Below are 20,451 nucleotides of genomic sequence, written 5' to 3'. Positions count from 1 at the left end.
AAACCTCAGGCGTGAACAAACAGCAGGAAAAGGATGAAAGGCAGCACCAGACCCAGGGCGACCAGCGGCCAGGTGACACGGCGACCACGGGCGTAAAGCCACAGAAGGCCGAAACCGGTCACGGAGAACACGACGCAGGCGATGGCGATCAGGTCAATAAACATCGCCCAGACCGGCCCCGAATGGCGCCCCTTGTGCAGGTCATTGAGCACGGCGATTAGACCACGATCCGTGCGTTCATAAGTGGCGTGGCCGTCGATACGGCTGATTTCGAGGGTCGAATCGACGCCTGGCGCCGACAGGGTGAGATAGATTCCGTCCTCATCGGCATCGACAGTGGCGCCGCGCACATCGACGCCGGTGGCGCCACGAATGGCTGTCGCCTGCACCGGCGTCAGCGGCACATTGGCCGTCACCGAGGCCAATCCGGCCAGGGCGGTCTGCGGCACCTGGCGTTCGATCTTCGTCACCTTGGGCTGGGCTTCTATCTGCGCCGCGTGATTGAGCGTAAAGCCGGTCACGGAAAACAACAGCAGCCCCATCAGCGAAACCGCCGAACTGATCCAGTGCCACTGGCGCAACTGGTTACGCCAGAAGCCGGACTTTACCGTTGGTGAACTGGGCATGAGGAGAAAAATACCGCATAACTTTGATAATCATTCGCATTAGCAACAATTATCCGCCCTGACAAGGACGCAGTTCAAATTTTTGAATTGGGATCGACAGCCATCTGGCCTAGAAGCAGGACATGCAGGATATCGAACCATTTCACGCCATCGCCATTAGCCGCCTTGCTCATCAACTGAAGGCCGAGGGCCGCTCCATCATCCACATGGAGTTCGGCCAGCCCTCCACCGGCGCGCCGGCAAAGGCGATCGAGACTGCCCATCATGTGCTCGACACGGACGGCCTTGGCTATTGGGAAAGCCCGGACCTGCGCGCGCGCCTGGCCCGTCACTACCAGGAAACCTATGACGTCACCGTCGCACCTGAGCAATTCATCCTGACCTGCGGCGCCTCACCCGCCCTGCTGCTGGCATTGATTTCCAGCTTCGAACCCGGCGCCCGCATCGCCATGGCGCGCCCCGGATATGTCGCCTACCGTAATACGGTCAAGGCGCTGCGCCAGATACCGGTGGAAATTCCTTGTGATGCGTCGGTCCGCTTCCAATTAACCGCCGCGGCTCTGGCCGCCGTCGAACCGGCGCCGGATGGTGTCATCATCGCCAGTCCGGCCAACCCGACTGGTACGATCATCGAAGCTGCCGAGCTTGAGGCCATTGCCGTCGTCTGCCGCGAACGTGGCATCCGCATCATTTCCGACGAGATCTATCACGGCCTGAGCTATGTCGAACCCGCGCATTCCATGCTGGAATATGCAGAGGACGCCCTGGTGGTCAGCAGTTTCTCCAAATATTTCAGCATGGTTGGCTGGCGGCTGGGCTGGTTGCTGGTGCCACAGGCACATCTGGAAAAGGCACGTGCCTATGTCGGCAATCTGTTCCTGACCGCGCCTTCTCTCAGTCAGCACGCCGGCCTGGTGGCGCTCGATTGCCATAAGGAACTACAAGGTCATGTCGCGGTCTATGCGAAAAACCGTCAGCTATTGCTTGAAGCCCTGCCCGCTATGGGCCTGACCTCGATTGCGCCGCCCGATGGCGCCTTCTATATCTATGCCGATATCGGCCACCTGACCGACAACAGCCTCGATTTTTGCCAGATGTTGTTGCGCGACACCGGCGTGGCGACGGCGCCGGGTCTTGATTTCGATCCGGTCGAAGGCTGTCATTTCATCCGCTTCAGCTTCGCGGTCTCCACGCCTGAGATCAAGGAAGCGATCCGTCGGCTGACCAACTGGTTCGCGGCAAGACCCTAACGTTCCAGCTTCGCCGCCAGAATGATGGATGTGGTAGTGCGCTCCACCCCATCGAGCAGGCCGATGCGATTGATCAGTTCGTTCATTTCGATGCTGTCGGCCGCCTCGACCATGACAATGATGTCGTATTCCCCACTGATGGCATAGACGGCCGAGACTTCCGGAATTTCCGGCAGCTTGAGTTCGACCTCCTGGCACAGGCGCGGCAGGGTCTTGATCATGACGTGGGCGCGCAGGCGGGACTTGGAATAGGCCTGGCCCAGCCGCACCGTATAGCCGTCGATAATGCCTTCGTTTTCAAGCCGTTCCAGCCGGGCATAGACCTGAGTGCGCGGAATATCGAGCATGGTGGCCAGTTGCGACACCGGCAGGCGCGAATTTTCACGTAATGACGCCATCAGCTTGCGGTCGATGGCGTCCAGTTCCGGGGCAGGCTTGCGCGTGGTCATTATTTCAGTGTCTCGTCGCCATAGATCGCCGTTCGGATAACGGGGGAATCGGATGATACCGCCCCACGATACATGCCGACGTCATTAATGGCAAAGGCCGGCTTGCCATTGGCATCCATGGCGATCAGGCCGCCATCGCCGCCAATGGAACCGATCGACATGATGGTGTCATGAGCCGCCGCCTCGATATCCTGATGGTTCCAGCGCACGCGGTCGCAAACCTGGCGGCCGGCGGAATCGCGGATGAAATATTCACCTGTGCCGGTGGCCGAAACGGCGCAGTCACCGTCACGCGCATAGGTGCCGGCACCGATCAGAGGGCTATCGCCGATGCGGCCCCACTGCTTGCCTGTCAGACCGCCGGTCGAGGTAGCCGCCGCCAGATGGCCGTCGCTATCCAGCGCCACTGCGCCGACCGTGCCATACATATGGGTCGGATTGATCATCGCCTGGTGATCCTTTTTCCAATCGACCAGCATCTGCTCGCGCTCCGGTGTATGGAAATAGGACGGATCGACCTGCGCCAGCCCCTGCGACTTGGCGAACGCATCCGCGCCTTCCCCGGCGAGGAACACATGGTGCGTCTTGTCCATCACAGCACGCGCCGCCAGGATCGGATTTTTCGTGCGCGTCAAAGCCGCCACGGCGCCAGCCTTCATCGTGCCACCGTCCATGATAGCCGCGTCGAGATAGACATTGCCGTCGGCCGCGATGGCCGCACCCTTACCGGCATTGAACAGGGGATTGTCTTCCAGCGGTTTCAATGTGGCTTCGACGGCATCAAGCGCCGTGCCGCCGGTGTCTAGCACGGCCTGGCCCGCCGCCAGCGCCTCGGCCAGACCGGCGCGATAGGCCGCATCCTTCGCCGGCGTCAGATCGCCGCGATCGATCACACCCGCGCCGCCATGAATAGCCAGCGACCAGTGTTTTTGCTGGGTCAGCACGCCATCGGTGACATCATAGATGCGGGTGAAGGATGGCAGGCCCACCTCCAGCGTCCGGATGTTGAAGGTGCTGGTCTTCCCAATACCGGTGACCCTGACATTCTTTATATTGAGCGGCTTGCCCGGCCCCAGATCGTGAACCTCACCGCCCTGGACCAGCCAGCCGTGGCCATCGAGATTGGAATATACCTTCGCCGTGCCATCGGCCTCGACTGTCATGGCCGCTTCTTCATCAATACCAAGGCCGACCAGAGGATGGGCATACCGCTTGCCATCGGCGTCGCGCAGCGATTCCGATTTGACCACAAAGGCGATCAGACGCCCTAAGCGGTCACGAACACCGAAATGGCTATCTGTGACGATATTGGTCAATAACTCGGAATGGAGAAAATCGCTTTCCATCGTCACCGCCGAACCCAGCGGGTCTTTCATGGCTTCCGGTGAGGTAATGCTGCCGCCATCCATGGCCCCGTAAAGCCAGCTTCCCTGCACCGCCAGCCCCGCGGATGTGCCGCCGATCGGTTTGCCGGCCGCCACGTGGGCATCGAGCGCTTCATTGAGCGGCGTGCCCTTCCACATGCGCACATAGTTGGACTGGTCTCCGCCGGCCAGGAAGATGCCATCAGCCCTCTTCACCGCTTCCAGCAACTTCTGATCGTAGGACGCCTTGCGGTCGGTGAACAGGAAGGTGCGCACCGAACTGACGCCCTTTACCTGATTATAGAACTCATCCTGCGATTCCGTGGTGCCCGAAGCCCGCAGCACCACAATGTGGCCATGTCCGGCATGGGCGGTAAACCAGCGGAAGGCATCATAGGCCCAGTCGCCGCCGCCGCTCAGCAGGAAACCAGCCGTTACCGGATCGGTGGTCGCCTTCGCCTCGTCACCGATCACGAAGGTTTTGTAACCTGGTCCGCTCTTCCACGCCTTAGCCTCGGCAATATTACCCATATTTAAGGTGACGAATGAGAGACTTAAGGCAAGAATCAGGTGACGCATATCGGGCTCCGTGTGGTTTAGTGCGCAAATGCAACATATCACCACAACTGTGATCGCAAATTGACCTTATGGCAACAATTTGATTGCCAAGTTTGACACAATGATGTCACTTTTCATCATGTTTCCGCAAAAATAGTGCACTTTGAAACTATATTTGCACATTTATCCCATTTGCATCCGCGAACACCGTTACATCAACAAGGAGCGTTCCATGAAGAAAACCAGGCCTTATTTAACCCTTGGGCGTCTCTGCAAGCTGACCCTGCTTGCCGGATGCAGCCTTTATGGCCTTCATGGCGTGGCAAGCGCGCAGGACACCACAACCGCCGCGCCCGCGGATGAAGAACCCCAGACCGTCGTCGTCCTCGGTTCGCGCATCCCGCGCACGCAGAAGGAGGGCCCGGCCCCTGTCACCGTGATCACATCCGACCAGATTCGCGCCGGCGGCTATGCCAGCGTGCCGGACGTGCTCAAGACCGTCACCGCCAACAGCGGCGAAACCGAATCGATGCAGTCGGGCAATGCCGCCGACTATTCGCCCGGCGCGCAACAGGTCGATCTGCGCGGCCTCGGCCCCAACCATACGCTCGTCATGGTCAATGGCCGCCGCATTTCCGATTTCCCGATGCCGTATGACGGCAATGGCAATTTCACCGACATTTCCAATATTCCGCTGGGCATGGTCGACCAGATCGAAATTCTGTCCGGCTCCGCCTCGGCCATCTATGGCTCTGACGCCCTGGCCGGTGTGGTCAATTTCAAGCTCAAGGAACGCTATGACGGCTCCACGCTCGATTACCGCTATGGCTGGACCGAACAGGGTGGCGGGCAATCGCACCGCCTGAATTATTCATCGGGCTTCGACGCCGGCAAGTTCCACGGCGTCTTTGGCGGTGAAATTCTGTGGACCGATCCGATCTACGGCTATCAGCGCAAACGTCAGGATTCGACGCTCGACGCGCCCGATCCGGCCTACCAGACCCCGGTCACCAACTGGCAGCGCGTCGATTACGACGTCTATGCCATCGACGCCACCGAGGCCGACTGCGCCCCCACCGCCTCCACCAACGGCGGCACCACACACCTGGCCACCGATCCCTATTATGGCGATGGCGACACCATTCTCGGCAATTACTGCGGCAGTAAATCCGCCATCGGCTACAAGACGGTCCAGTCGCAACGTCACGCCGGCAACCTGGTCGGCTCCTTCACCTATGATGTGTCCGATACTCTGCACCTCTTCGCCGACGTGCAGTTCGGCCTCAGCCGCCTCGAACTTCTGAAGCGCCCGACCTCATGGGGCTATCAGGATGAAACCGGCAACGATGTCGGCGACTTCTACAACAGCTTCACCGGCGGCACCGACAACTGGTATCGTATCTTCACACCGGAAGAAATGGGCGGGCTGGACAAGGCCAAGCGCCAGGTCAATTCGACCACCTATACCTTCACGCCGGGCGTGCGCGGCACCTTTGGCGCCGACGATAAGTGGAATTACGAAGTCGCCCTCAATTACAGCGCCTATACTGCCGAGGTCATCTTCCCGCTGATTAATGTCGAAAAGGCCAATGCCCTGTTCCTGGGGCCGAAGCTCGGCATGGATACCGATCCGCAGTTCCTGGGCGAGGATGACGGCTACGGCCTGCCGGTCTTCAATGCCGACCCAACGCGCTTCTACACCCCGCTGACGCCGGAAGAATACGCCTCGATCGCCGAAAACGCCGTCTATCACCCGAAGAGCTCGGTCACCGAACTGACGGCCCAGATCGGCACGCGTGACCTGTTCCAGATGCCGGCCGGCCCCGTCGGCTTCAACTTCCTCATCGAGGGCGGCCGCCAGGACTACGACCAGGGCACCGATCCGAAAGCCGCCTCGCCGCACTTCTTTAGTTGGACGGACTTCATCTCGAAGGGCCACCGCAACCACTACGCCACCGGCGTCGAGTTCAGCATTCCGCTGCTCTCCACCCTGTCCTCCAGCGCCGCCGCCCGTTACGATCACTATGATTATGCCGGTCACAGCGTCGGCCAGAGCACCTATAATCTCGGCCTGGAATACCGCCCACTCAAGACCCTGCTCTTGCGCGCCGCCTGGGGCACTGGCTTCCGTGCACCGGACCTGAACTATGTCTATCAGGGCATCGGTTACGAAGAAGGCCGCGCCACCGACTACTACACCTGTTACAACGACACGCCGGAAGACTATCCCGGTGATTGCGGCCGCGGCTCGCGCATCTCGGTAAAGACCGGCGGCAACCGCGACCTGGAACCGGAAACCAGCGAAAGCTTCAATACCGGCTTCGTCTGGGCGCCATCGCGCATGTTCGATGTCAGCGTTGACTATTTCAAGATCAAGATGGAAGGCGTGGTTGAGGATCTGGTCATCAACAACCTGACCCGCACTGAAGGCGAATGCCGCAATGGCCTGCAGGACATAAATACCCCGACCTGCCAGGACGCCATTGCCCGCGTCACGCGTGATTCCGGCGGTGACATCACCCAGGTGTTCGTCAGCCCGATCAACGTGGCGAAGGAAGAAACCTCGGGTTACGACTTCGCCGGCCACCTGCGCTTCGATACGCCGATCGGTGTGCTCGGACTGTCCGGCAGCTATACCCATGTCATCGACCATGACTATACCCGCTATGTCGGCGACCCGGCCATCAACAAGCTGGCGGTCGATTCCGACTATTACATACCGCGCGACAAGGCGTCGGCCAGCGTCAACCTGAAGACCGGCAAATGGAAGTTCAACATCGACGGCAACTATACCAGCCGCCTGCCGAACTATGACGAGGATGCCTGGGTGAAAGCCTACATGCTGTATAACGCCTCAGCGCAGTACGACCTCAACGACAAGGTTACGGTGTCTCTGGCCATCGACAACCTGTTCGATACCAACCCGCCCTATGATTCCACCTGGACCAGCTACCCTTACTATAATGCCAACTGGTACGAAGGTCTCGGCCGCTCAGGCTTCCTGCAAATCACCTACAAGTACTGATAAAGTCTGAGTGAAAACCTATGGGCCGGCGAATATCCCCCTCGCCGGCCTTTTCTTTTGTGGAGAAAGTAAGATACCCCACCACCACATCTAGCGCTTCGCGCGTCGTGCGGTCCCCCTCCCCACCAAAGGTGGGGAGGTATAATTTCCATTTTCTTGTACCTCCCCGGCTATGCCGGGGAGGGGGACCATCGAATGAAATGAGATGGTGGTGGGGTTTCTTACTTCAAGTCCTCCGCCTCATACACAATCTTCCCGCCCACCATGGTCAGCAGCACCTGGGTGCCGCCGATCTCTTCCGGTTTGATCTGGAACAGATTGCGATCAAGCACGATCAGGTCGGCAAACTTGCCGGCTTCCAGCGAACCGGTCTCCTTGTCCTGCCTCAGGCTGTAGGCCGCATTGAGCGTAATTGCCCGCACCGCCTGTGCTACCGTCAGTCCCGGATCGATGCCCAGCCGGTCCGGATATTTCACAGCGTCCTCGCCGATCGCCTGGCGCGTCACGGCAATCTGAAGGGCCAGCCATTCATCGAGCGCGTCCACAGGCCAGTCCGAACCATAGACAATGCGTGCGCCATATATCTCCAGCAGGCCCGCCGGCTCCATCAGGGCCGACCGTACCGGCCCCAGTGCCGGCATCGACTGCATGATATCGATGGACGGCCGCTCCCACTGGAAGGACAGAACCGGCAAGGCGCCAACCTCGGCATAGCGTTTGTAATCGGCCGGGTCGACAATCTCGTCATGGGCGATGGCCGGACGGATATCGTCGGCCGGATGCACCTTGCGCATGGCCTCGACGGCATTCAGCCCCATACGCACCGAGCCATCGCCATCGGCGTGCATGTGCGGATTGAGCCCCGCCGCCGCCAGTTTGATCAGGGTGTCATCAAGCTGCGCTTGCGAGAAATAGGGCTTCGGTCCGTAATTATGCCCCGGCCGGCCATTCTCGAAATAGGGCTCGACCATCACCGCCGAAAAGGCCGGCGCCGAATAGACGCCATCGAGGAACAGCTTGGCGGTATCCACCTTCATGATCGGCCTGGCGCCCACCGGTGTCTGCTCAAATTCGGCCTTTTCCTTCAGCACCTCGGCAATGGCCTTGTCAGCATCATAATCCGCCGGGGAATCGATCAGCACGGCGAAATGCGCCCGCGCCGTCAGCCGGCCCTCTTTGGAAACCGTGCGATAGGCCGTCATGGTCTCGATATCGGTATAGGCGTCGAGAAAGGTGGTAATCCCCTGCTCGCGCATGGCTTTCAGCGCCAGTTGCGTCGCCTGGTAATTCTTTTCAACCGAAGGCGGCGGCACCAGCCTGTCCACCAAATCCTGCGCCGCGTCCTGCAAAAGGCCGGTCGGCTCACCGGCCGTATCGCGCACAATCACCCCGTCCTTTGGGTCTGGTGTTTCGCGAGTGATGCCGGCCAGTTGCAGCCCGCGTGTATTGGTCAGATTGGAATGGCCGAAGGACGAATGGACCTTGATCGGCCGGGTGGTTTTCACACCATCGAGCGCCGCACGGGTCAGGACCGTGCCCGCTGGCTTCGCGCCCTGCTCGAACCAGTTGATCACCTCCAGCCAGTCATTCGGGCCGGACGTTTTATCCTCATCGACGCATTTCTGAATGCGCGCCTGAAATTCCGCAATCGTCAGGCTTTCATAGTTGAGATTACAGCTCAACATCCGCAGGCCGCCCGATTGCGGGTGCATATGGCCGTCGATCAGGCCCGGCATGACCATACGCCCCTTGAGATCGATCACTTGCGTCTTGCGGCCAGTAAAGACTTTCGCGCCAGCCTCATCGCCGACATAGACAACCCGGCCATCCTTTACCGCCAGTGCCTGGGCCACACTGTTCTTTGCATCAACCGTGTAGACGTAAGCGTTGCGGAAAACCATATCCGCCGCCGGGGTTTTCGCCTGGGCACTGAAAGCCACAAACGCCAGTCCGCACAGCAAAACTCTCTTCATCGGCGAATATCCCCTGTCGTTTTTTGGCGCATAACGGACTATATAGGTCACGCATTACCTCGCAAAGGAAAACAGATGGATTCGGTCATTTCGATCCGGCAACTCGACAAGACCTACAAGAGCGGCCACAAAGCGCTCAAATCCATTGATCTTGATATCCGGCGCGGCGAAATCTTCGCTCTGCTGGGCCCTAATGGCGCCGGCAAGACCACCCTGATCGGCGTGGTGTGCGGGCTGGTCAAACTGACCAGCGGCACGGTCATCGCCGATGGCCACGACATCACGAAAGACTATCGCGCCGCCCGCGCCAAGATCGGCCTGGTGCCGCAGGAACTGGCCACCGATATGTTCGAGACCGTCTGGGCCACAGTCAGCTTTTCGCGCGGCCTCTTCGGCATGGCGCCCAACCCGGCCCATATCGAGAAGGTGCTGAAAGACCTCTCGCTGTGGGACAAGAAGGACAACAAGATCGCCACGCTTTCCGGCGGCATGAAGCGCCGCGTGCTGATCGCCAAGGCCCTGTCGCACGAGCCGAAGATCCTGTTCCTCGATGAGCCGACCGCCGGGGTCGATGTCGAACTGCGCCGCGACATGTGGAAGATGATCGGCCGCCTGCGTGAACAGGGCGTCACCATCATCCTGACGACCCATTACATCGAAGAAGCCGAGGAGATGGCCGACCGCATCGGCGTCATCAACAAGGGCGAAATCATGCTGGTCGAAGAAAAGCACGCCCTGATGAAGAAACTGGGCCAGACCCGCGTCACCATAGGCCTGAAATCGAAACTCGATGCGCCGCCGGATATTCCGCAAGCGCTCGACCTCTCCGAAGATGGTGAGACCCTCACCTTTACGCTCACCGGCGAAGGCGATGCCGAAGATGCCGGCGTCGCCGACGTGCTCAAGGCCCTGATGGAGAAACAGATCGACTTCAAATCGGTCAGCACCAAGCGGTCCTCGCTCGAAGATATCTTCGTCGACCTCGTGGAGAAAAAGTCATGACGATCAACCTCCACGCCGTCCGCGCCATCTACTTTTTCGAACTGCACCGCACCTGGCGCACCCTGTTCCAGAGTATTGCCGCGCCGGTCATTTCGACCTCGCTCTATTTCATCGTCTTCGGCTCGGCGATCGGCAGCAAAATGACTCTGGTCGATGGGGTCTCTTACGGTGCCTTTATCGTGCCCGGCCTGACCCTCTTGTCGATCCTGACCGAAAGCACGTCCAACGCCTCCTTCGGCATCTATCTGCCGCGCTTTACCGGCACGATCTATGAGTTGCTGTCCGCGCCGGTTTCGGTCGTAGAAGCGCTTTTGGGCTATGTCGGGGCGGCGGCCACCAAGTCGGTGATCCTCGGCACCATCATCCTGATCACCGCGCGGCTGTTCGTGCCCTATGAGGTGGTTCATCCGATCTGGGCGGCTATATTCCTGGTCATGATCGCCCTCACTTTTTCGCTGTTCGGCTTTATCCTGGGCGTCTGGGCCGATGGCTTCGAGAAATTGCAGGTAGTGCCCTTGCTGATCATCACCCCCCTGACCTTCCTCGGCGGCACCTTCTATTCCATCAAGATGCTGCCGGAATTCTGGCAACACGTCACCCTGTTCAACCCGATCGTCTATCTGATCAATGGCTTCCGCTGGACCTTCTATGGCAAGGCCGATGTCAATGTGATGGTCAGTTTCGGCATGACGCTGGTGTTCATGACAGCCTGCGTTGCCCTCATCGCCTGGATTTTCAAGACGGGCTACCGTCTCAGAAACTGATTTGGGAAGCTAAAAAGGTCCGGCCGGATCTGGGACCAGCAGATCCGGCGCGGAGTTTATGTGCGCGCCCGGAAGAGGGAGAAACAGTGCCCACGTGGGGCGCCGGACGATCTCAGGGGAAAACCGCAGCGCAACCTCAAGTTACATTTAGGGGGTTTAAATTGCGTTAATTTACAACTTTTTGGTGCATATTTTTCTACGCCTTTGCGCAAAAGCACTGCAAAGGCTTTGCACATCAAAGCCATTTCCCATTGTCAAACCTGTAGGCAGACCGGATCGAATAGGGCATAAGACTCATCCTTCAATGCCAGACCCGACATGTGCGAGCCTTAATGACCTCCGACCCGAACATGCCCGCCCCTTCCTTCATTCAAAGAGCGAAAGATTTCGCCGACCGTTTGTGGAATGCCGATGACCAGACCCTGCGCTGGATGCTCGGCGTCCTGGTTATCGTGCTGGCCTGCTTCAATTTCGTGCGTGACCTGAATAACCCCAACCATGCCTTCTGGGACGAATCCTATTACCTGACGACGACCCAGAGATATGAGGAAGGCAAGGCGCAATATGCCTCGCATCCGCCGCTCGGCTTCATGTTTATGGATGCCGGCGTCAAGGCCGGCAAGCTGTTGGGCATCAACAAAAATATCGACACCCATTTCCTCGGTGATGTGAAGAAGATCGATTCGCGCGTCGTGCCGAAAGGCTATGACTTCACGCCGATCCGTATGCCTTCGGCGCTGTTCGCGGTCATCAGCGCCCTGCTCTTTTATCTCATCATCCTGCGCCTCAATGGCGAAGCGTTCGAGGCGTTTGTCTTCTCGCTGCTGTTTGTCTTCGAGAACGCCTATATCGTCCATTTCCGCGCCGCCCATCTCGATTCCTACCAGTTCACCTTTACCCTCGGCTCGATCCTGGTCTGGCTTTACACTTTCGGGCGCGAGCCGAAACGGCCGCTGCTAACCTATGCCGCCTTCGGTCTGCTGTGCGGCCTCAGCTTCATGGTCAAGGTCAATTCGCTGGTCATGCTCCTGCTCGGCACGCTCAGTCTCGGCCGCGCCCTGTGGATAGATCATTCACGCCCCAACTGGCTGCGGCAATTCTGGCGCGGCACCTCGGTCGCCGGCGCTTTCCTGGCCGTCGTGGCCCTGCTTTTCACCCTGCATGTGGTCTTCAATCCCAATGCGCCCGATACCTCAACCAAGGCCGGCGCCCGCGACAACAACGCCATGGGCCAGGTCTACAGGGACTATCTCGCCCACAAACGTGGTCTGTCGCCCGCCGTGGTCTGGGACGCCACCGTCGGCTATTACAAGTATATGAAGTACGACTTCACCGGCGAAGTGAAAACCGAGCCCAATGGCTCGCAGCCGGTGCTGTGGCCCTTCATGGCCAAGGCCATTACCTACCGATGGGATTTCGACGGCAAGAAGACCGCCTATACCCATATGGTCGGCAATCCGGTCAACTGGGGCTTAGGCATCGTCGGCATCGTTGGCGCGGCCGTTCTGATCTCGCGCCGCCGCTTTGACCGCAAGGAAACCGCGGACGCCGAAGCGCGCGCCATGGATTTCGACCGCCTGGAAGCCCTGTTTGCCATGTTCATGTTCTTCTGGGTGTTCCACATCTATCTCGGCATCCACCGGGTGATGTACATCTATCATTACTTTATCGGCCTGGCCCTGAGCTACCTGTTGGTGACGCTGTGTTTCCGGATTGTGGCCCGGCAGGTGCCGCTGGTGGCGAAGCACCGCTTCGGCATCCTGTGCGGGCTGAGCATACTGATCGCCGTCAGCTACCTGTTCTATGCGCCGCTCACCTATCACCAGTCCATGACGAAGGCGGAATGCAATCTGCGCAATATCCCGGTCACCTTGGTGGTCTGCCAGCCGGCAAAGAAGAAGCCTGTGCCCCTGCCGGTAAAACCATCCGCCGAGCTTAACAAAAGTTAATCCACCGGATTTCGCTTTCTTCGGACACAATCCTGCGGCAGTGTCCTTCGATATTTTAGTTGGCGCGCATCTTAATCCGAAAAGTGCGGACACTTTTCGGGATGCGCTTGCCCGGAGATACCCGAATGCTGATGAAAAAATCCCTGCTGACCGCCTTTGCCATCGCGGCCCTGACGACCACGGCCCTGACTCCGATTAGCAGCTATGCCGAAGCACCGGTCGCCGCGCAGTCGGTCGATATCAGCAGAGGGCTGGATTTCGCCCAGAACCATTCGGACATCAAGGCTGATCCGGCCGTGCGCTTCGGCAAGCTGCCGAACGGCATGACCTATATCATCCTCAAAAACGCCACTCCGCCCGGCACCGCCTCGATCCGCCTGCGCTTCAATGGTGGCTCGCTGATGGAGGACGACAGCCAGCAGGGGCTGGCCCACTTCCTCGAACACATGGCCTTCAACGGCTCGAAGAATGTGGCCGAGGGCGATATGGTCAAGATCCTGGAGCGCCACGGCCTGTCCTTCGGCGCCGACACCAATGCCCATACCGGTTTCAGTGAAACGGTCTACGAACTGGACCTGCCCAAGGTGGCCGACGATGATCTCGATACCGGCCTGTTCCTGATGCGCGAAACCGCCGGCAATCTGTCGCTGGATGACGGCGCCATCGACCGCGAGCGCGGTGTCATTCTGGGCGAGGAGCGCGCCAGCGACAGCCCCGGCCGCCACGCCTACATGAAATGGTCCACCGCGGCCTTCGGCGGCCAGAAATATGCCGTGCGCCTGCCCATTGGCCTGACGGATATCATCAAGACCGCCAAGCGCGACCGCTTCGTCGATTATTACAACAGCTTCTACCGCCCGGAACAGGCGACGCTTGTCGTGGTCGGCGATTTCGATCCGGACGCCATGGAGGCGCGCATCAAGGCGAAATTCTCCGACTGGCAGAAGCCCGCGGCCCCCATCCGCGTCACCGATTTCGGCGCCTATAAGCCCAAGGGCGTGACCTCGGAAGCCTATGCCGAAAAGGGCCTGCGCACCGAACTGACCATGACCTGGTCGCAACCGATTACCGAGACCTATCAAAACGAGGCCAAGGAAACTGCCGACTTCCTCGATGGCCTCCGCACCCAAATTCTGAACGAGCGCCTGGAGCGTCTGGCCAAGCTGCCGGATACCCCCTTTGCCGCCGCCTCAATAGCTCATGACGATGTCGATCATACGGCCACCGTCACGCAACTGTCGATCACGCCCAAGCCTGGCCGCGAAAAGGATGCCTTCGTCGCCGCCTATACCACCGTGCGTCAGTTCATCGAATATGGCGCCGACCAGGCCGAACTTGACCGCACGCTCAGCGATACCGAAACCTATTTCAAGCAGGCCCTTCAGGGCGCCAATACGCGCAACAGCCGGCAACTGGCCGAATCCCTGGTCGATTCCATGGCCGATGGCGAGGTTTTCACTTCCCCGCAACAGGACTGGGACTATTTCCAGAAGCTGAAGCCATCGATCACGCTCAATGCCCTCAATGCCGGCATCATGCCCCTGTTCGCCGGCGACGGCCCGCTGCTGTGGCATGAAGGGGCAACGCTGGGTGATTTCGACCAGAAAGCCTTCCTCGATACCTATAATACCGTCCAGTTGGCCAAGGTCGCGGCCGCCGAAGCTCGCGTCAACAAGCCCTGGCCCTATACCGATTTCGGCACGCCGGCCAAGGTGATCAAACGCGAGGAAGTCAAGGACCTCGGCCTGACCCAACTGACCTACGCCAACGGCGTGCGCGCCACCATCAAGAACACCAATTTCAAGGACGACGAGATCGGCATCACCGTCCGCTTTGCAGGGGGCTTAAGCGCCTTGTCGCCGGCCGCAAAGCCCCCCGTCTTCGCCGCCTCGGTGTCCGATCTTCAGGAAGGCGGCCTCGGCAAGCTTACGGCGTCCGAAATCAAGGACAGCCTGACCGGCAAGATCTACAGCGTTGGTTTGAGCATCGGCGAGGACGCCACCACGCTTTCGGGCGGCACCAATCCGACCGATTTCGCCACTCAGATGCAGGTGCTGATGGCCTTCACCACCGACGCGGCCTACAGCCCCGATGCCTTTGCCCGCCTGAAATCCTTCATTCCCGACTACTACAACCAGCTCAATTCCACCCCCGGCGGCGTCTTCCAGATGAGCGGAGCTGCCGCCCTGCGGGACAACGACCCGCGCTTCACCATGCCAAGCCAGGCCGATTTCCTCGGCACCACCAATGATCATGTCAAGGCACTAATCGACCGCCAACTCAAGACCGAACCGGTTGAAATCACCATTGTCGGCGATATTTCCGAAGCGGAAGCGGAAGCCCAGATCAGCAAGACCTTCGCTACGCTCGGGAAACGTGCCGACCAGCCAGCCATTCCCGCCGACGGCCTGTCGCTGCATTTCCCGACGCAGAACCTCAACCGCGTATTCGAGCATCAGGGCCGCGCCGACCAGGACCTGAGCTATATCGCCTGGCCGGGCACGGACTTCATGTCCGACACCCAGCGCGCCCGCGGCCTGACCGTGCTGGCCGAAGTGCTCTCCCTGCGCCTGACCGATATCGTGCGTGAGCAGAAGGGCCTGAGCTACAGCCCCTATGCCAGCAACTACTATTCCCAGACCTTCCCCGGCTATGGCTATCTCAGTGCCGTCGCCCAGGTAAAGCCAGAAGACGACCAGGCCTATTATGATGCGGTGGCGGGCATTGTGGCCGATCTCAAAGCCCACCCGATCAGCGATGACGAACTGTTGCGCGCGCAAAAGCCCCTGCTCGACCGCATGGATACCGACCTGAAGACCAACACCTTCTGGGCCGGCGCCCTGCCCGGCTCGACCACCGATCCGCGCAAACTCGACTATATCCGGACCCGCCGCGACCAGTACAAGGCCGTGACCGTGGCCGATATCCAGAAGCTGGCCAATGAATATCTCGATATGAACAAGGCCATGCGCATCCAGATCAAGCCGGCGGTAGCGCCCGCAAAGTAGTCTAAACAAAAACCCCGCCAGATGGACCGGCGGGGTTTTCAGTTTTCTGTACTTTCTTATGGTTTACTGGACGAAACCGCCAACGCCTCCATCGAAGCTCATCACCGCCGTATTGGTGGCATTGCAGCTATTGCAGGCCATCTGGCGCTGTTTGGTGATAGTTTCTGTGCGGGTAAGGGTCAGAATCTTGATGCCGACGCCAAAGCGGCGCAGCAGCGAGCGTTCGTTACACTGGCGCTGCGGGATCTGCGCCTTGCAGGTCAGGGTGCCGTTTTCGAACCACAGGGCCTCGTTTTTGGCGCAGGTGGCGTTCTTGCCGCCATCGAAATTGATATGCGAACCGTCATAGTCCGAGTAAGTCCACTGCATATGGGTGCCGGCAATGCATCGATAGACCTCGCCGCGATAGGAACCGGCGATATCACGGCCTGAGAAGACCTGGGAGGCCGGGTGCGGCACGCCGGTGTCGTCGATGCAGCTCGCCTGGATGATGGTCTGCTTGGTGAAAGTCTGCTGCTCGCTGTAGCTTTCCATGGCGCCGCAGCAGTTTCCGCTGACGACATTCAGGGTGCCGGCGGCCTGCGGATAGCCCGGCGTCTGCGACCAGTTGCTGTAGCCACCGCCGTAATAGGTGGTGGCCCCGGCACTCGCGCCCGCACTGGCACCGGCGCCGACCTTGACATTGACGTTCACATTGACATTGCCGCCACCGCCGCAGCTCGTGCAGGGGGTATGCGGCGGACGCGGATTATGCGGCACGGTGGGCGGCGCCGGCGGCGCGCAACCGGTCGTGCAGGCCGCTGCGGCGCCGGCGAAGGCCAGCATTCCGGCGCCCACCAGAAGGGTGAACAGGTTCTTCAAGGCTTTGCGCATCAAAACTTTCCTCATGGCTTTTTCGCCCTCATGGCTATTCTGGCCATTCATCAGCAAGAACCATACCGCGCCAAACTTGCCTTTTGATTAAGCCCGGCGTCAAAAAAGTACACAAACACCACATTTCCGGCAGCGATCTTGCCTTTCCCCTGTACAAAGGAGATCGACGTGCCCCATTCCAGTACAGTTTCATTCCTGAGCTATTGGCGCAGCCTTCAGACCGATCCGGGAAAGGCCCCTCTGCGGGAACAGTTCAACCCGGCGCGTCTCAAGACCCTGATCCCGCAGATGATGATGGTTTCAACCACCGATCACAGCCACCGCTTTCGCCTGGCGGGCGGCTTTCTGCGCGCCCTGCATGGCTTCGATTTGAAGGACACCTCCTTTATCGCCCTTTTCCAGGCATCTTTTATCGGCCGGGTGACCACGGCCCTGATGCTCAGCCGCCGCCAGGCGCAGCCGGTGATCCTCACCCTGTCCGCCCCCTGGCAGACCTCGCATCCCGAAATATCGCCGGAAGAAGCCGCCCTGTTTCAAAATGAAACGGTGCGTTTTGAAATCTGCCTGTGCCCCATGCTGAATGCCTATGGCAAGGTGGATCGCCTGGTCGGCATTTACCAGACCCTCAGCGCCATGCCGCAGAATCCGAACGGCGTGCTGGGCCGCTACACGCTGGACGCCGTGCGCCTGTGCCCGCCGGAACAAGGCCCGCAGCCCGCCCACCTGCGCCTGATCGCCAGAGACGGACGCCTGATCGCTTAAATACCGGAACACACTTGTTTCCTTATAAAATTCCGGCAAGCTGGAAACGCCATAAGGAGGCTCAGGTGTCGAAGAAAAATGATAAAAAGGAGGCCCAGAAGCGCCTCGAAGCCCTGCAGGTGGCATTGGTCGACACCCAGATCTGGACCATGGCCAATGGTCAAAAGGTGTGCATCCTGCTGGAAGGCCGCGACGCCGCCGGCAAGGATGGCGCCATCAAGCGTCTGACCGAATGCCTCTCCGTCCGCAATACCCACGTCATCGCCCTGCCCAAGCCAACCGATTTCGACCGCGGCGCCTGGTGGTTTCAGCGCTATGTCAATCGCCTGCCCTCCACCGGCGAATGGGTGGTTTATAACCGTTCGTGGTACAACCGCGCCGGCGTCGAGAAGGTGATGGGCTTTTCCACGCCCGAACAGCAGGAAACCTTTATCCGCGACGTGCCCGACTTCGAAAGCATGATCGTGCGCAGCGGCATCACCCTGATCAAGCTGTGGCTCGATATCTCGATGAAGGAACAGAAGGAACGGCTAGACGACCGCCGTGCCGATCCGCGCAAGAAGCTGAAAGTCAGCGATCTCGACCAGGTGGCACAGGACCGCTGGACCGATTATTCGGCGGCGCGTGATGACATGCTGCGCCGATCGCATCATGAACACGGCCCGTGGATATGCGTCGCCACCGACAGCAAGGTCAAGGCGCGCGAAAACATCCTGCGCCATGTGCTGAAGGTGCTCGATTGCCCCCATGCCGGCCGCGAGGTCGCCGCCCCCGATCCGGATATCGTCTTCTCCTATGACGAGGTCATTGAAGGCCGCAAGACGCTGGAGCCGTGAACAGTTCATGAACGCCGAATCGCCTGACAATCTCCGGGCACATTCCTGAAAAATAAAAGGTTAAAGTAACCGTTTATTGACTCTGTTTTGGGATGCTTGCGGCGTTGCTGGCCGCAAAAGGGCTGCCAGTCTGGACAAAAGGTTCAGGGCCTATGATACCCCCCGTGACGCGAAGCGCACATGATGTAAACCGCCAGAAGGCGCCCCCGCCGGCTCCCGTCAAACGGGCCAGCCTGAAGGAATGCGGCACCTGCAACCTGTGCTGCAAGGTTTACGATATCCCTGACCTGGAAAAGAAATCCGGCCACACCTGCGTCAATGTCCGCCCCGAAGGCGGCTGCGGCGTGTGGGGCCTGCATCCGCAAATCTGCCAGGAATTCAAGTGCCTGTGGCTGAAACACGATGATATGAACGGCGTGTGGCGACCCGATCAGGCTGGCTTCGTCCTGCGCCTCGAACCCAACGGCACGACGCTGGCCGTCGATGTCGATCCGGATCGCCCGCACGACTGGCGCCGCCCGCACTATTACGACCAGTTGAAAATCTGGTCCGAGGTCATGCCGAAAAATGAAGGACTGGTGCTGGTCTATGCGCCGGAGGGCCTTTACGTCATCACCCCGATGGAAGACCTGTTCCTGAAGGCGCCCAAGCGCGGCGATATCCTGGAAACCGGCATGGAAGAGAGCCTCTTCGGCCTGCGCCCCTTCGCCCGCGTCATTCCGGCCGCCCAGGTGCGTAAGGACCGCTCGCAACTGCTGAAACGCCGGGCTTAAGAAGAAGGCAAGTAAGATACCCCACCACCACGCCCATAAAGCATGGGCGTGGTCCCCCTCCCCGGCAAGCCCGGGAGGTATAATTTTCTGTACCTCCCCACCTCTGGTGGGGAGGGGGACCATCAAGCGAAGCGAAGATGGTGGTGGGGCATCTTACTTTCTTATACCTGTGGCCTCCACATTTCCCCCTCGACAATTCCGGCGGCGCGGTTCATCAAAAGGCCATGACCACACATGCCCCGCTTCCCGATGCCGCCAGGCTCAACTGGGTTGACCGCTACGCGCCGCGTGCGCTGCAACCTTGGCTGAAACTGGGCCGGCTCGACCGGCCGATCGGTATCTGGCTGCTGTTCCTGCCCGGTGCCATGGGACTGGCTTTCGCCATCGCGCACCCGTTCTTTGCCAATAACCTGGATGGTACGGCCCGCCTTTTGCCGCCGCATGAAGTCCTGCGTTACCATTTTCCGTGGGTCAAACTGCTGCTGTTCGCCATCGGCTCGGTGCTGATGCGCGCCGCCGGTTGCGCCTTCAATGACTTCGTCGATCGGGATTTCGATGCCAAGGTGGAGCGCACGCGCGGCCGCCCCATTCCATCCGGCCAGATAAGCCCAAAGCAGGCCCTGGCCTTCGCCGCCGGCTGTTCGCTGATCAGCTTCCTGATCCTGATTCAGTTGGGCTGGCTGACCATTGCGCTTGGCGCCGGCTCCCTGCTGCTGGTCGCGGCCTATCCCTTCATGAAACGCATCACCTGGTGGCCGCAGGCGTGGCTGGGCCTGACATTCAACTGGGGCTTCCTGATGGGTTTTGCCACCGTGACCGGCACGCTGACCCTGCCGGCGCTGCTCTTCTATGCCGGCCTGATCTTCTGGACGCTCGGTTACGATACTATCTACGCCCTGCAGGATATCGAGGACGACGCCATGATCGGCGTCAAGTCGAGCGCCCGCGCTTTAGGCAAGCATACCATTACCGGCGTCAGCCTGTTTTATGGCGCCGCCTCGGTATTGACCGGCGTCGCCGCCTACCTGGCCGGTCTGCCGCAACTCTTTTTCGTTGGACTTTTGCTCGTAACCACGCATCTTTTCATGCAGCTTGTCCGTTTGCGGCCGGATTCGTCCGGCGAACGCTGGGAGCCCGCCTTGGCGCTCAGGCTGTTCAAGTCCAACCGTACGACCGGGCTCATATGGTTTTTCAGTTTGCTGGCGGTGCATTTTACCGGATTCCTTAACACGTAGAGGC

Annotated in this window: 15 protein-coding genes; 10 read left to right on the top strand and 5 right to left on the bottom strand. The window is 59.7% G+C overall.

All coding sequences use genetic code 11. The features are described 5' to 3' along the window. Positions 1–5 precede the first annotated feature (5 nt). Positions 6–626, bottom strand: a complete 621-nt coding sequence (locus BLO49_RS09750; protein ID WP_090647709.1) for a PepSY-associated TM helix domain-containing protein — start codon at positions 624–626, stop codon at positions 6–8. A gap of 122 nt (positions 627–748) precedes the next feature. On the opposite strand from BLO49_RS09750, the gene BLO49_RS09745 reads away from it, so the two are divergent. After that, a complete protein-coding gene (locus BLO49_RS09745; protein WP_090647707.1) occupies positions 749–1,876 on the top strand; it encodes a pyridoxal phosphate-dependent aminotransferase in 1,128 nt (375 codons plus the stop codon). Here BLO49_RS09745 and BLO49_RS09740 read toward each other — a convergent pair. Both BLO49_RS09740 and BLO49_RS09735 read right to left on the bottom strand, forming a co-directional pair. Next, on the bottom strand, positions 1,873–2,325 hold the full coding sequence (locus BLO49_RS09740) for an Lrp/AsnC family transcriptional regulator (protein WP_090647706.1): 453 nt from the start codon (positions 2,323–2,325) through the stop codon (positions 1,873–1,875). The two genes, BLO49_RS09745 and BLO49_RS09740, sit on opposite strands and share 4 nt — an antisense overlap. Beyond that, positions 2,325–4,268, bottom strand: coding sequence for an isoaspartyl peptidase/L-asparaginase (locus BLO49_RS09735; RefSeq protein WP_090647704.1), 1,944 nt, complete (start codon positions 4,266–4,268; stop codon positions 2,325–2,327). Before BLO49_RS09735 ends, BLO49_RS09740 begins: the two co-directional genes overlap by 1 nt. Positions 4,269–4,479: 211 nt before the next feature. Between BLO49_RS09735 and BLO49_RS09730 the strand changes: the two genes are divergently transcribed. Further along, entirely contained in the window at positions 4,480–7,272 is a 2,793-nt protein-coding gene (locus tag BLO49_RS09730; protein WP_090648272.1) for a TonB-dependent receptor plug domain-containing protein, read from the top strand. A 221-nt stretch (positions 7,273–7,493) separates the two neighbouring features. Here BLO49_RS09730 and BLO49_RS09725 read toward each other — a convergent pair whose 3' ends face one another. Beyond that, positions 7,494–9,245, bottom strand: coding sequence for an amidohydrolase (locus BLO49_RS09725; protein ID WP_090647701.1), 1,752 nt, complete (start codon positions 9,243–9,245; stop codon positions 7,494–7,496). Between the two features lie 75 nt (positions 9,246–9,320). Here BLO49_RS09725 and BLO49_RS09720 point away from each other — a divergent pair, with 75 nt between their 5' ends. The 4 genes from BLO49_RS09720 (at position 9,321) to BLO49_RS09705 (ending at position 15,968) form a co-directional block, all read left to right on the top strand. After that, positions 9,321–10,247: an ABC transporter ATP-binding protein gene (locus BLO49_RS09720; protein WP_090647699.1), complete on the top strand. Its 927-nt coding sequence runs from the start codon at positions 9,321–9,323 to the stop codon at positions 10,245–10,247. Between the two features lie 2 nt (positions 10,248–10,249). Then, a complete protein-coding gene (locus tag BLO49_RS09715) occupies positions 10,250–11,011 on the top strand; it encodes an ABC transporter permease (RefSeq protein ID WP_090648269.1) in 762 nt (253 codons plus the stop codon). A 332-nt stretch (positions 11,012–11,343) separates the two neighbouring features. Beyond that, entirely contained in the window at positions 11,344–12,960 is a 1,617-nt protein-coding gene (locus tag BLO49_RS09710; RefSeq protein ID WP_090647696.1) for a phospholipid carrier-dependent glycosyltransferase, read from the top strand. Positions 12,961–13,085: 125 nt separating this feature from the next. Further along, positions 13,086–15,968 carry a M16 family metallopeptidase gene (locus tag BLO49_RS09705; RefSeq protein ID WP_090647693.1) on the top strand — a complete coding sequence of 961 codons (2,883 nt, stop codon included), beginning with the start codon at positions 13,086–13,088 and terminating at the stop codon, positions 15,966–15,968. A 63-nt stretch (positions 15,969–16,031) separates the two neighbouring features. On the opposite strand, the gene BLO49_RS09700 is transcribed toward BLO49_RS09705, so the two are convergent. Further along, positions 16,032–16,841, bottom strand: coding sequence for a hypothetical protein (locus tag BLO49_RS09700; RefSeq protein WP_090648267.1), 810 nt, complete (start codon positions 16,839–16,841; stop codon positions 16,032–16,034). Between the two features lie 168 nt (positions 16,842–17,009). Between BLO49_RS09700 and BLO49_RS09695 the strand changes: the two genes are divergently transcribed. From BLO49_RS09695 to ubiA, 4 genes are all read left to right on the top strand, one after another. Beyond that, positions 17,010–17,603 carry a PAS domain-containing protein gene (locus BLO49_RS09695; RefSeq protein ID WP_090647690.1) on the top strand — a complete coding sequence of 198 codons (594 nt, stop codon included), beginning with the start codon at positions 17,010–17,012 and terminating at the stop codon, positions 17,601–17,603. A gap of 65 nt (positions 17,604–17,668) precedes the next feature. Beyond that, positions 17,669–18,439 (top strand): polyphosphate kinase 2 family protein, encoded by a 771-nt coding sequence (locus tag BLO49_RS09690; RefSeq protein ID WP_090648264.1) that lies wholly within the window; start codon positions 17,669–17,671, stop codon positions 18,437–18,439. 164 nt (positions 18,440–18,603) lie between these two features. Beyond that, positions 18,604–19,212, top strand: coding sequence for a hypothetical protein (locus BLO49_RS09685; RefSeq protein WP_245678968.1), 609 nt, complete (start codon positions 18,604–18,606; stop codon positions 19,210–19,212). Positions 19,213–19,436: 224 nt separating this feature from the next. Then, positions 19,437–20,447 carry a 4-hydroxybenzoate octaprenyltransferase gene (gene ubiA / locus BLO49_RS09680; protein WP_090648259.1) on the top strand — a complete coding sequence of 337 codons (1,011 nt, stop codon included), beginning with the start codon at positions 19,437–19,439 and terminating at the stop codon, positions 20,445–20,447. Positions 20,448–20,451 lie beyond the last annotated feature (4 nt).

The sequence above is a fragment of the Asticcacaulis taihuensis genome, assembly GCF_900100255.1.
In the GTDB taxonomy this organism is placed as follows: domain Bacteria; phylum Pseudomonadota; class Alphaproteobacteria; order Caulobacterales; family Caulobacteraceae; genus Asticcacaulis; species Asticcacaulis taihuensis.
Note: the sequence above shows the minus strand (reverse complement) of the source record. Positions and strands in the feature narration are given on the sequence as shown.

Bases quoted from the DNA above. Each gene is read 5' to 3' on its own strand.
- BLO49_RS09750 (WP_090647709.1), bottom strand. From the start codon at position 626: ATGCCCAGTTCACCAACGGTAAAGTCCGGCTTCTGGCGTAACCAGTTG.
- BLO49_RS09745 (WP_090647707.1), top strand. From the start codon at position 749: ATGCAGGATATCGAACCATTTCACGCCATCGCCATTAGCCGCCTTGCT.
- BLO49_RS09740 (WP_090647706.1), bottom strand. From the start codon at position 2,325: ATGACCACGCGCAAGCCTGCCCCGGAACTGGACGCCATCGACCGCAAG.
- BLO49_RS09735 (WP_090647704.1), bottom strand. From the start codon at position 4,268: ATGCGTCACCTGATTCTTGCCTTAAGTCTCTCATTCGTCACCTTAAAT.
- BLO49_RS09730 (WP_090648272.1), top strand. From the start codon at position 4,480: ATGAAGAAAACCAGGCCTTATTTAACCCTTGGGCGTCTCTGCAAGCTG.
- BLO49_RS09725 (WP_090647701.1), bottom strand. From the start codon at position 9,245: ATGAAGAGAGTTTTGCTGTGCGGACTGGCGTTTGTGGCTTTCAGTGCC.
- BLO49_RS09720 (WP_090647699.1), top strand. From the start codon at position 9,321: ATGGATTCGGTCATTTCGATCCGGCAACTCGACAAGACCTACAAGAGC.
- BLO49_RS09710 (WP_090647696.1), top strand. From the start codon at position 11,344: ATGACCTCCGACCCGAACATGCCCGCCCCTTCCTTCATTCAAAGAGCG.
- BLO49_RS09705 (WP_090647693.1), top strand. From the start codon at position 13,086: ATGCTGATGAAAAAATCCCTGCTGACCGCCTTTGCCATCGCGGCCCTG.
- BLO49_RS09700 (WP_090648267.1), bottom strand. From the start codon at position 16,841: ATGCGCAAAGCCTTGAAGAACCTGTTCACCCTTCTGGTGGGCGCCGGA.
- ubiA (WP_090648259.1), top strand. From the start codon at position 19,437: ATGACCACACATGCCCCGCTTCCCGATGCCGCCAGGCTCAACTGGGTT.